Origin of the sequence: Achromobacter xylosoxidans A8 (genome assembly GCF_000165835.1) — a bacterium.
GTDB lineage: Bacteria > Pseudomonadota > Gammaproteobacteria > Burkholderiales > Burkholderiaceae_B > Achromobacter > Achromobacter xylosoxidans_B.
Window position 1 is genome coordinate 5,479,682 of the sequence record NC_014640.1, and the last position, 12,201, is coordinate 5,491,882.

General features: G+C 67.2%; 9 protein-coding genes. 1 reads left to right on the plus strand and 8 read right to left on the minus strand.

Translation table 11 applies throughout. From position 1 onward, the window contains the following. Position 1: 1 nt before the first annotated feature. The 4 genes from AXYL_RS25310 to tkt form a co-directional block, all read right to left on the minus strand. Positions 2 to 1,690 (minus strand): SulP family inorganic anion transporter, encoded by a 1,689-nt coding sequence (locus AXYL_RS25310; RefSeq protein WP_013395724.1) that lies wholly within the window; start codon positions 1,688 to 1,690, stop codon positions 2 to 4. Between the two features lie 156 nt (positions 1,691 to 1,846). Further along, positions 1,847 to 3,043, minus strand: coding sequence for a phosphoglycerate kinase (locus AXYL_RS25315; RefSeq protein WP_013395725.1), 1,197 nt, complete (start codon positions 3,041 to 3,043; stop codon positions 1,847 to 1,849). Between the two features lie 95 nt (positions 3,044 to 3,138). Further along, complete coding sequence (gene gap, locus AXYL_RS25320; RefSeq protein ID WP_013395726.1) at positions 3,139 to 4,149, minus strand: type I glyceraldehyde-3-phosphate dehydrogenase; 1,011 nt, start codon at positions 4,147 to 4,149, stop codon at positions 3,139 to 3,141. A gap of 14 nt (positions 4,150 to 4,163) precedes the next feature. Then, positions 4,164 to 6,200 (minus strand): transketolase, encoded by a 2,037-nt coding sequence (tkt, locus tag AXYL_RS25325; protein WP_013395727.1) that lies wholly within the window; start codon positions 6,198 to 6,200, stop codon positions 4,164 to 4,166. 266 nt (positions 6,201 to 6,466) lie between these two features. Here tkt and AXYL_RS25330 point away from each other — a divergent pair, with 266 nt between their 5' ends. Then, positions 6,467 to 7,198: a 16S rRNA (uracil(1498)-N(3))-methyltransferase gene (locus AXYL_RS25330; protein WP_013395728.1), complete on the plus strand. Its 732-nt coding sequence runs from the start codon at positions 6,467 to 6,469 to the stop codon at positions 7,196 to 7,198. A gap of 10 nt (positions 7,199 to 7,208) precedes the next feature. On the opposite strand, the gene AXYL_RS25335 is transcribed toward AXYL_RS25330, so the two are convergent. The 4 genes from AXYL_RS25335 to AXYL_RS25350 form a co-directional block, all read right to left on the minus strand. Further along, complete coding sequence (locus tag AXYL_RS25335; protein ID WP_013395729.1) at positions 7,209 to 7,676, minus strand: barstar family protein; 468 nt, start codon at positions 7,674 to 7,676, stop codon at positions 7,209 to 7,211. Next, a complete protein-coding gene (locus tag AXYL_RS25340; RefSeq protein WP_237709936.1) occupies positions 7,673 to 8,902 on the minus strand; it encodes a patatin-like phospholipase family protein in 1,230 nt (409 codons plus the stop codon). The genes AXYL_RS25335 and AXYL_RS25340 overlap by 4 nt, the downstream gene beginning before the upstream one ends. Next, the gene (locus tag AXYL_RS25345) at positions 8,883 to 11,171 is read right to left on the minus strand and encodes an NADP-dependent malic enzyme (protein WP_013395731.1); all 2,289 of its coding nucleotides are present in this window, start codon (positions 11,169 to 11,171) and stop codon (positions 8,883 to 8,885) included. Before AXYL_RS25345 ends, AXYL_RS25340 begins: the two co-directional genes overlap by 20 nt. 142 nt (positions 11,172 to 11,313) lie before the next feature. Continuing rightward, positions 11,314 to 12,201, minus strand: coding sequence for an FAD-binding protein (locus tag AXYL_RS25350; RefSeq protein WP_013395732.1), 888 nt, complete (start codon positions 12,199 to 12,201; stop codon positions 11,314 to 11,316).

The following is a 12,201-nucleotide window of genomic DNA, read 5'->3' on the forward strand; positions in this document are numbered from 1 at the left end:
GCTAGCCGAGCGCCGCGGGCGGCGCCTGGCGCCAGCGTTCGATCGCTTCCACCGCCTGCTCGGGACTGCCGAAGATCTTTTCACGGCCGATCTTCTTGACCAGGCCCGAGCGTTCCAGCGCGGTGCGGAACTGGCCGTGCCCGCCCGCGACCAGCAGCGTGATGCCGCGCTCGTCCAGCGCATGCTTCAATTCATACAACGCTTCGACCGCGTCGGCGTCGGCCTGGGTCATGGCTTCGGCATCCAGCACGAACCACTGCACGTCGCCCGCCTGCTCGATGATCTCGCGCGCACGCCGGCGAAAGGCGTCAGCGTTGAAGAACCACACCGATGACTCGAACAGCCAGATCACCGCGCCCGGCACCGGCTGGGCCTCGGGATTCAGGTGCAGCTTGCCCAGCACGGTTTCCCCGGGCAAGCGGCCCAGCAAGGCATCGCGCGGATTGCCGGACACGTACATCGCATACAGCAAGGTGGCGCCCACCGACACCGCCACGCCCTGCAGCACGCCAAAACCCACCACTCCCACCGCGGCCAGAATGCCGAACGCCAGCTCGATGCGCGAGATGCGCGCCAGGCGCATGAAGGCGTGGCCGTCGAACAGGCTGATGGCGGCCAGCAGCAGGATGGCCGACAGCACGGCCTGCGGCAGCCAGAACAGCGGCCCGCTCAAGAGGCTCACCACCACCGCCAGCGCCACCGCCGCGGTGACGCTGACCAGCGGCGAAGAACCGCCCGCCACCAGCCCCACCGCCGTGCGCGAGTCCGCGCCCGTCACCACGAAGCCCTGGAACAGGCCCGCCGCCATATTGGCCGCGCCAAAGCCCACCAGCTCGCGGTTGGGATCCACGTGTTCGCCCGTGCGCGCGGCGAAGCTGCGCGCCGTCACGATGCCGCTGGAAAAGCTGACCACCAAGACCCCCGCCGCGCCCAGCAGGATGCCGTCCAGGCCCTCCAGCCGCACCGGCAGGCTCAGCGCCGGCAAACCGGCGGGCACCTCGCCCACCACGGCGATGCCCAGCCCGGGAAAGTTGAACAGCCACGACAGCAGGCAGGCCAGCACCACCAGCAGGATGGGCCCTGGCCAGGTGGGCCGCCATCGCTTCACCGCCACCAGCAGCGCGCAGGAGGTCAGGCCCAGGATCAACGTCGGGATCTGGATTTCGGGCAGGCGCCGCGACAACTCCAGGAAGGGATGCACCAGGCCGCTGTTGCGCAGGCCCACCCCCGTCAGGCCGCTCAGCTGCGACAGGGCCAGCGTAATCGCCACCCCCGCCATGTAGCCGATCAGCACCGGTCGCGACAGCAGGTTGGCCAGCACGCCCAGCCGCAGCGCGCGCGCGATCAGGCAGCCCACGCCCACCGTCAAGGCGATGCCGGTGGCGGCCACCAGCCGGTCTTCCGGCGAGGTCAGCGCCATCCCGGTCAGGGTGGCGGCGATCAGGGTGCAGGTGGCCGTGTCCGGCCCGACGATCAAGGTGCGCGACGAACCGAACAAGGCGTAACCCAGCATCCCGGCGATGGCCGCCCACAGGCCGGCCACGGGCGGCACGCCCATCATGGCCGCGTAGGCCAGACCCACCGGCAGCGCCACCGCCGCCACGCTCAGCCCGGCGGTGACGTCGCGCCGCGCCGATTCCCGGGTGATGCCGCGGAAGTTGTTGAGGCCGGGAATGAAACGTAAGTTCATGATGCTGCGAGGGAAAATCGGGAAGGAAGCGCGCTCGGAGCGGCTGTTTGCGCCAAGGCTACACCAAGCCGGCCAAACCGGGGCAGCCGCCATCAAATAGCCTGCATGAAAAAGCCGCCCCATCGGGGCGGCTTCGGCTTTGCAGGGCAAACCGCTTTACTTGGCGTAGCGGGCTTCCAGCACGGCCACGGCGGGCAGGGTCTTGCCTTCCAGGAATTCCAGGAAAGCGCCGCCGCCGGTCGAGATGTAGCCGACCTGCTCGCCGATGCCGTACTTGGCGATGGCGGCCAGCGTGTCGCCGCCACCGGCGATCGAGAAGCCTGCCGATTCGGCGATCGCACGCGCCACCACTTCGGTGCCGTTGGCGAACTGGTCGAACTCGAACACGCCCACGGGGCCGTTCCAGACGATGGTGCCGGCTTGCTTCAGGATCTCGGCCAGTTGCGCCGCGGTCTTGGGGCCGATGTCCAGAATCATGTCGTCGTCGGCCACGTCTTCAGCCGCCTTGACGGTGGCTTCGGCGTCGGCGCCGAATGCCTTGGCGCACACCACGTCCACCGGAATCGGCACGGCCGCGCCGCGCTGCTTCATGATGTCGATCACGGCGCGCGCCTGGTCGACCTGGTCGGGTTCGGCCAACGACTTGCCGATGGACAGGCCGGCGGCCAGCATGAAGGTGTTGGCGATGCCGCCGCCCACCACCAACTGGTCGACCTTGTCGGCCAGCGATTGCAGGATCGACAGCTTGGTCGACACCTTGGAGCCGCCCACGATGGCGACCAGCGGGCGCTTGGGCTCGTGCAACGCACGGCCCAGGGCGTCCAGTTCGGCGGCCAGCAGCGGGCCGGCGCAGGCCACGGGCGCAAAGCGCGCGATGCCATGGGTGGTGGCTTCGGCGCGGTGGGCAGTGCCGAACGCGTCATTGACGTAGACGTCGCACAGCGCCGCCATCTTCCTGGACAGCGTCTCGTCGTCCTTCTTTTCGCCAACGTTGACGCGGCAGTTTTCCAGCAGCACGACCTGGCCGTGATCGACCTGGACGCCATCGACCCAGTCGCGCACCAGTTGCACAGGCATGCCCAGCAGTTCGGACAGGCGCTGGCCGACCTTGGCCAGCGAATCGGCGTCGGTCAGCACGCCTTCCTTGGGACGGCCCAGGTGCGACGTGACCATGACGGCGGCGCCAGCGTCCAGCGCCATGCGGATGCCGGGCACCGAGGCGCGGATGCGGGTGTCTTCGCTGATGCGGCCGGCGTCGTCGAACGGCACGTTCAGATCGGCGCGGATGAACACGCGCTTGCCGGACAGGGCGCCGGACTTGGCCAGCGCGGACAGAGTGTTGACCTTGGACATATTTGGATTCCTACGATGGGCGTACAAAGGGGACGAACCCATTTTCCGCAAGCGCGGAAAACAAATCCGTCCCCTCTATGGACTAGCCGTGTTGCTTACTTGGCCGACATCAGCGCGACGGTGGTGTCGAGCATGCGGTTCGAGAAGCCCCACTCGTTGTCGTACCAGGACGAGACCTTGACCAGGCGGCCCGAAACCTTGGTCAGCGACGCGTCAACGGTGCTGGAGGCCGGGTTGTGGTTGTAGTCCACCGAAACCAGGGGCTCGGTGTTGTAGTCCAGGATCCCCTTGAGCTCGCCTTCGGAGGCGGCCTTCAGGATGCCGTTCACTTCTTCGGCGGTCGTATCGCGGCTGGCCACGAACGACAGGTCGACCAGCGACACGTTGATGGTCGGGACGCGGATGGCGTAGCCGTCCAGCTTGCCGTTCAGTTCCGGCAGCACCAGGCCCACGGCGGCGGCGGCGCCGGTCTTCGTGGGGATCATGCTCATGGTGGCCGAACGCGCGCGGCGCAGGTCTTCGTGGTAGACGTCGGTCAGGACCTGGTCGTTGGTGTAGGCGTGGACGGTGGTCATCAGGCCGTTTTCCAGGCCCAGCTTGTCGTTCAGCGGCTTGACCAGCGGGGCCAGGCAGTTGGTGGTGCACGAAGCGTTGGAGATGACGGTGTCGGTGGCCTTCAGCACGCCGTGGTTCACGCCGTACACGATGGTGGCGTCAACATCCTTGCCGCCGGGGGCCGAGATGATGACTTTCTTGGCGCCGCCCTTGATGTGCGCGCCGGCCTTTTCCTTGGTCGTGAAGAAGCCCGTGCATTCCAGCACCACGTCGACCTTGAGCTCGCCCCAGGGCAGTTCGGCCGGGTTGCGGTTGGCCAGCACGCGGATCTTGTCGCCGTTGACGACCATGAAGTCGCCGTCGACTTCGACGGTGCCCGGGAACTTGCCGTGGGCGGTGTCGTAGCGCGTCAGGTGGGCGTTGGTCTTGGGATCGCCCAGGTCATTGATGGCGACGATTTCGATATCGTGCTTCTTGCCACCTTCGTAGTGGGCACGCAGGATGTTGCGGCCGATGCGACCGTAACCGTTGATGGCGACGCGAATAGTCATGACTGAGCTCCTTTTTACAAAACTTGCTTGACGGTCTCGGCCACCTTGTCGGCGGTCAGCCCGAAGAACTTGAACAGTGCACCGGCAGGCGCGGATTCACCGTAGCGGTCGATGCCGACGACGGCGCCTTCCAGGCCCACGTACTTGTGCCAGAAGGCGGTGATGCCGGCTTCGACGGCCACCCGCGGCAGGCCCTTGGGCAGCACGGATTGCTTCCAGGCGGCGTCCTGGCGGTCGAACACGTCGGTGCTGGGCATGGAGACCACGCGCACGGCGATGCCTTCCTTGGCCAGCTGCGCCTGCGCATCCAGTGCGATGGCGACTTCCGAGCCGGTGGCGATGATGACGGCGCGGGCGCCTTCGGCGTCGCGCAGCACATAGCCGCCGCGGGCGATGGCCTCGACGGTGGCGGCGTCGCGCGGCACGAACGGCAGGTTCTGGCGCGACAGCAACAGGGCGGTCGGGCCGCCGTCATGCACGTCCATGCCGATGCTGGTCGGGCGCGTCACGGCCGCGTTCCAGGCCACGGCGGTTTCGGCCGTATCGCAAGGACGCCACAGCGACAGGTTGGGAATCAGGCGCAGGCTGGAGGCGTGTTCGATCGACTGATGGGTCGGACCATCTTCGCCCAGGCCGATGGAGTCGTGGGTGAACACGTGCACCACACGCTGCTTCATCAGCGCAGCCATGCGGATGGCGTTGCGCGAGTAGTCGGAGAACGTCAGGAAGGTGCCGCCGAACGGCAGGTAGCCGCCGTGCAGGGCCACGCCGTTCATGATGGCGGCCATGCCGAATTCGCGCACGCCGTAGTTGATGTGGCGGCCGAACTGGATGCCCTTGTCGCCGGCGCGGACGGCGGCAACGCCCTTCCAGTCGGTGAAGTTGGAGCCCGTCAGGTCGGCCGAGCCACCCAGCATTTCCGGCAGCAGCGGCGCCAGCGCGGTGATGGCGAACTGCGAAGCCTTGCGGGTGGCGACGGTTTCAGCCTTTTCCAGCGTGGCGTCCAGGAACGCCTTGAACTGTTCGGCATAGCCGGCGGGCATTTCGCCCTTCATGCGGCGCGTGAATTCGGCGGCTTCGGCGGGGAATTCGGCGGCATAGGCGTCAAATGCCGACTGCCATTCAGCCTGGGCGGCGGCGCCCTGCTTGCGGCCATCCCAGCCATCGTAAATGTCTTGCGGAATCTGGAACGGCTCCGACGACCAGCCCAGCGCGGCGCGCGTGGCGGCGATTTCGTCCTTGCCCAGCGGCGCGCCGTGCACATTGTGCGTACCGGCCATATTGGGCGAACCCTTGCCGATGACGGTGCGGCAGACGATCAGCGTGGGCTTTTCCGATTGCTTGCGCGCAGCCTTGATGGCGGCGTCCACGGCGGCGACGTCATGGCCGTCCACGCCACGGATCACGTTCCAGCCGTAGCCTTCGAAGCGCTTGGCGGTGTCGTCGGCGAACCAGTGCTCGACGTGGCCATCGATGGAAATGCCGTTGTCGTCATACAGCACCACCAGCTTGCCCAGCTTGAGCGTGCCGGCCAGCGAGCAGACTTCATGCGAGATGCCTTCCATCAGGCAGCCGTCGCCGGTGAAGGCGTAGGTGTGATGGTCGACCAGCGTGTGGCCGGGCTTGTTGAACTCGGCGGCCAGCAGCGCTTCGGCCAGCGCCATGCCCACGGCATTGCCCAGGCCCTGGCCCAGCGGGCCGGTGGTCGTTTCCACGCCCGGGGTGATGCCCACTTCGGGGTGGCCCGGCGTCTTGGAATGCAGCTGGCGGAAATTCTTCAGTTCTTCGATCGGCAGGTCGTAGCCGGTCAGGTGCAGCAAGGCGTAGATCAGCATCGAGCCGTGGCCGTTGGACAGCACGAAGCGGTCGCGGTTGGCCCAGGCGGGATCCTTGGGATTGTGACGCAGGTTGCCGGCCCACAAGGCCTGGGCGATTTCCGCCATGCCCATGGGAGCACCCGGATGCCCGGAGTTCGCTTGTTGCACGGCGTCCATCGCGAGGGCGCGGATGGCATCCGCCAAGGCAAGTTTAGGGGCGGTCGGATTGCTCATTCGGAAGGCTCTTTGAAGCTGGCGGGCCTACGATCGAAATAGGGGCCAGTTGAGTAGGTTGCGAAGCATGGGATTTTAGCATCCAGGGGTTTCCCCGACGCCATCGGCCAGAAGGCGGCCCCGTGCTAGGCTACTGGCCCGAGAACAAGCGCCCCCACGCCGGGCCCGCTGCGCCGGCTAGCTGCTCCCCAAGAAGCGTTTTTTGCCTTGGAACGGCCCGGCGGCAAGAAAGTCTTTCTCCACATCAGATCAGTTTGCGCACATTCATGTCAGCCCCCCGTTTCTTCTGCGACATCCCCCTGACCGCCGGCGCCCGCGTGGCGCTGCCGGACGCCTTGGCGCACCATGCGCTGCGCGTCCTCCGGCTGCGCGCGGGCGAAGCCGTGGCGCTGTTCAACGGCCAGGGCGGCGAATATCCCGCCACCCTCGAAGTGGACGGCAAGGCCGGCTTTGCCCAACTGGGCCAATTCCTGCCGCGCGAGGCTGAACTGGCCGGACGCATTACTTTGGTGCAGGGGCTGCCCTCCGGGGACAAGATGGACTGGGTGGTGGAGAAGGCCGTGGAGCTGGGCGCCGCGCGCGTCTGCCCCATCGCCGCGCAGCGCAGCGTGCTGCAATTGTCGGGCCCCCGGCTCGACAAGCGCGTGGCGCACTGGCAGCGCATCGCGCAATCCGCCAGCGAACAATGCGGCCGCAACCGGCTGATGGCGGTGGACGCCCCGTTCACGCTGGCCGACTGGCTGCAACAGCCCGCCGACGGCCTGCGGCTAATGTGTCATCCCGAAGCGAGTGACGACCTTGCCGGCGCGCTGCGTGCCGTGCCGAACCTGCAGGCCCTGACCTTGCTGGTGGGGCCCGAAGGCGGATGGTCGGACAAGGAATTGGCCCAGGCCCGCGAGGCGGGCGTGCAGGCCGTGCGCTTCGGCCCCCGGGTGCTGCGCACCGAGACCGCGGGACTGGCGCTGCTGTCGGCGGCCAGCGCGCTGCTGGCCTGGTAAGGCGGTCAGATCAGTTGTCTTCGCCGTAGGGCGCTGCCGCCACGCCGGGCTCGGGGTCCGGATGGCGTCCGGCGTGCTCGATGACATACGAAAAAATGCGACCGTTTTCGCGCGCGAAATCCGCCGCGTCGGAGCACACGGTTTCGATGCGACCGGCGTCTTCTTCCAGCGCCGGATCGCCCGAATGCAGCTTGTACAGCCACAGCACCACGCCGGTCTTGTGGTCCAGCACGGTGTCGCACAGGCAGTCGTAGAGCGCGTCCAGGTTGCCGCCGAAGTACTCGGGGAAATCCACTGCCTTGACGATGGCGCGCAGCACCGCGGAACGGCTGCGGGCAGGATCGCAATTGGCGACGAACAGGGCCAGGCCAAGCTCATGGGCGGCATCCACCACGGCCTTCTTGTCCAGCCCGTCATGGGCCAGCGCACCGCCGCGCATCAGCTGCCGCTGCAGAGTAGATTGGCCATTGCGCGTCATGCCTGAGCCCCCTTGAAAAAGGCGATCACTTCGTCGTTACGCTGCATCGTATCGGCATAACCCAGTTCAATCAATCGCTTGGTGTAGCTGGATTCAAATAAGAGGTAGGACATCAGCGACCCGCCGCCGGGACGGTCTGGGTCGGACGATACACCGAGTACGCGGAAAAGGGCACGGGCCTGGGCCGGCATATCCTGCAAATGTTCCAGCGCCATGACATCCAGCGATTGGCTGGGGGTGATCGTCAGGACCTCGATGCGGCGCGCGTGGCCCTGCCCGCCGTCCGAACTGGACTGGTCCATCAGGAAGTTGATGCGCTCCAGGCGCTCGACGTCGGCCGACAGGCCGTCCAGGAAAATGCTGGCCAGCGCATGTCCGCCGACCTGGGCCAGCGAGGGATAAGGCGGCGAATCCTCGCGGTTTTCAGGGTGGGTTTCATCGCGGAAGCCCGTGCCTATCACCAGCACCCGATGCGCCCCCAGGTGTATCGCCGGACTGATGGGCGCAAGCTGGCGCATCGAGCCGTCGCCGCACCACTCCCCCTTGCCATGCACCTGCACCTGGCGGGCCGGGAAGACGAAGGGAATGGCGGACGAGGCCATCAGGTGGTCGATGCCGATGGGCGTGGGCAGCGCCAGCCGCAGATAGCGGTGCCAGGGCTCGATGGGCGTGTGCGCCTGGTAGAAGGTCAAGTGCTCGCCGCTGGTGTAGCCCGAGGCCGTGATCGCCAACGCCGACAGCGCGCCGCTTTCAAGATTGGTGCGCAGGTGCTGGAAGTCCAGCACCCGCTCCAGCAAGCCCTGCATGGGGCTGTTGTCCAGCAGCGAATGGGGCCGCTTGCGCGTCAGGCCCGAGTACATCCACCCCAGCGACAGCAAGCCCAGCCAGCGCACGCCGGTACGGATCAGGCCGGGCGCATCGGCCCGGTAGATCATGTCGGTATTCAGGGAGGACCACAGCCGGCGGATGCGGCGCACGCCCAGATGGGGCCGGTCGGCGCGGCAGGCCAGCGCGGCGGCGTTGATGGCGCCGGCGGAGGTGCCGCAGATGATGTGGAAAGGATTTTGAAAGCGCGAGTGCCAGTCCGGATCCAGCAACTCCATGATGGCGCTGAGCACGCCCACCTGATAGGCGGCGCGGGCGCCGCCTCCGGTCAGGACCAGGCCGGTCGGCGTGCGCGGGCACGCCGGACCGGGTGGCGTCACATCAACGCGGTGTATTGACATCGACCACCGTCATCGCGGTCATGTTGACGATGCGGCGCACGGTGGAACTGGAGGTCAGGATGTGCACCGGCGCGTTCGCGCCCAGCAGGAACGGACCCACCGCCACGTTGCCGCCCGCGGCCGTCTTGAGCAGGTTGTAGGCGATGTTGCCCGAGTCCACGTTCGGGCACACCAGCAGGTTGGCCTGGCCCTTGAGCGTGGACGACGGCAAGATACGCATGCGCAGCGCTTCATCCAGCGCGCAGTCGCCATGCATTTCGCCGTCGATCTCCAGGTCCGGCGCGGCCTGGCGCACCAACTCCAGCGCGCGGCGCATCTTCGCGCCCGAGGCCGAACTGCCCGAACCGAAGTTCGAACGCGACAGCAGCGCGATCTTGGGCGCCAGATACATGCGGCGCATCTCGTTGGCGGCGGCGATGGTGAATTCGGCGATCTGCTCGGCCGAGGGTTCGTCGTTGACATGCGTGTCCACCAGCACCACCGTGCGCTCATTCAGCAGCAGGATGTTCATGGCGGCGTACACATTGTGCCCAGGGCGACGGCCGATGACTTCGTCCACGAAGCGCAGATGGTCATGGTACGCGCCCACCGAACCGCAGACCATGCCGTCGGCATCACCCAGGCGCACCATCATCGCGCCGATCAGGGTCATGCGGCGGCGCATTTCCACGCGCGCCATTTCCTTGGTGATGCCACGACGGCACATCAGTTCCCAGTACGTGGTCCAGTACTGGTGGAAGCGCTCGTCGTATTCCGGGTTGGTGACTTCGACGTCCTCGCCCAGGCGCAGCCGCAGGCCCAGCTTTTCGATGCGGGTCAGCAGCACCGACGGACGGCCCACCAGAATGGGACGGGCCAGGCCTTCGTCCACGATCACCTGCACCGCGCGCAGCACGCGTTCGTCCTCGCCTTCGGCAAACACGATGCGGGCCGGAGCGCCTTCGCGCACGATGCGCTTGGCCGCCGAGAACAGCGGCTTCATGAAGGCGCCCGAGTGGTACACGAACTGCTGCAACTGCTCTTCGTAGGCTTCCAGGTCGGCCAGCGGACGCGTGGCCACGCCGCCTTCCATCGCGGCCTTGGCCACCGCCGGGGCGATGCGCACGATCAGGCGCGGATCGAAGGGCTTGGGGATCAGGTATTCAGGGCCGAACGAAATATCGTAGGTGCCATAGGCCGCCGCCACGACTTCGTTCTGTTCCTCTTCGGCCAGCTCGGCGATGGCGTAGACCGCCGCCTTTTCCATTTCGCGGGTGATGGTAGTGGCGCCCACGTCCAGCGCGCCGCGGAAGATGTAGGGGAAGCACAGCACGTTGTTGACCTGGTTCGGATAGTCCGAACGGCCGGTCGCCATGACCACGTCGTCGCGCACCGATTGCGCCAGTTCCGGCAGGATCTCGGGCGTGGGGTTGGCCAGCGCCAGGATCAGCGGGCGCGGGCCCATCGCCGCGACCATCTCGGGCTTGAGCACGCCGCCGGCCGACAGGCCCAGGAACACGTCGGCGTCCTGGATCACTTCGGCCAGCTTGCGGGCCTCGGTCTTCTGCGCGAAGCGCGCCTTGTCCGGGTCCATCAGCACGGTGCGGCCTTCGTAGACCACGCCTTCGATGTCGGTGACCCAGACATTTTCCAGCGGCAGGCCCAGGTCCACCATCAGGTCCAGGCAGGCCAGCGCGGCCGCGCCCGCGCCCGAGGTCACCACCTTGACCTGCTTGATGTCCTTGCCCACGACTTTCAGGCCGTTGATGAAGGCGGCCGACACGCAGATCGCGGTGCCGTGCTGGTCGTCATGGAAGACCGGGATCTTCATGCGCTCGCGCAGCTTGCGCTCCACGGTGAAGCATTCCGGCGCCTTGATGTCTTCAAGATTGATGCCGCCGAAGGTGGCTTCCAAGCCGGCGATGATCTCGACCAGCTTGTCCGGGTCGGTCTCGTTGATCTCGATGTCGAAGACGTCCAGGCCGGCGAACTTCTTGAACAGCACCGCCTTGCCTTCCATCACCGGCTTGGAGGCCAGCGCGCCGATGTTGCCCAGGCCCAGCACCGCGGTGCCGTTGGTGATCACGCCGACCAAGTTGCCGCGCGCCGTATAGCGGTACACATTGGCCGGGTCCGCAACGATTTCTTCACAGGCTGCCGCCACTCCAGGCGAGTACGCCAGGGCCAGGTCGCGCTGATTGGTGAGCTGCTTGGTCGGCGTAACCGAGATTTTGCCGGGGCGACCAAGCTCATGGTATTCAAGGGCGGCTTTGCGGAGATTGGCATCCATAGGGGCGTCTACTAGCTAGAGTGTGTGACACGAAAGGGGGGAATTCTATTCCGATGGCGGACGCCGCGATACCTCGGCAATCCCCGCCTGCCCCTTGGATAAGCATGCGCATCCCATGTTAGCGCCGGCTTACAAATTGTCGCTATTCCGCGATGTGGAATAGGGGAAAACGACCATCGGGATCGAATAGCGCCTTCACCCGGGAATCCAGCCGGGTGGTAGCCAGGCCGGGCGGCTCGTCCCCGCCCACGGGCGCTTGCGGCGCGGGCGCGGCCTCAGCCAGCGTCACCGCCTGCACCCAGGCCAGCGTGCCGCCGTGTCCCAGCAGCAGATGCGCCAGGTTGACGGTGGCGGGCGCTTCCGGCTTCAGGGCGTCCAGCCGGTAGCGGCCCAGCCAGCGCTCGCCGTCCCGGGTGGCGAAGGCATCGCCGCCCGAAGCCAGCTGGAACAACGCCGGGATCAGGCGCTGCACGGTGGCGGAACGCAGGGGCTGGACGTCCGACTCGCCGAAGGGTCCCAGGGTTTCCTCGATGCCGTCCGCCAGCATCACGTCCAGGGCCAGCACCCCCGAGTCCGCGCAGCGCCCGGCGGGCCAGTTGGCCTTGGCCGCCAGCCACGCGGCCAGCGTCAGGTCCGCGGGCAGGCCGGCGAACTGCCTCAGCCCGGCCTCGGCCAGCGCCGCCACCAGCGTCCCAGGCTGCGCGCGCCAGCGCCCGGTATCGCCGGACAGGCGCACCAGCCCGGTCAGGGCGGACGGATCCACCCGCAGAAGCGGGCCGCGGGTCGCCTCGAACGGTCCTTCGGCTCCCGCCAGCGCCAGCGTCACGCGGTATTCGGCGCAAAGCGTGCGCGCATGCGCCACGTCCGCGTCCCGCGCCGCTGCCAGCACGCCGCGGGGGCCGCCCTCTTCCGCCTCGCCCAGATCTCGGACGGATCCCTGGCAGAGCAGGGCCAGCCGCTCCATGAAGGCCGACCACGGGCTGCGGGCCGGACGACGGCCCAGGAGGAAAGCGCGCCGGGATGGCTGCAT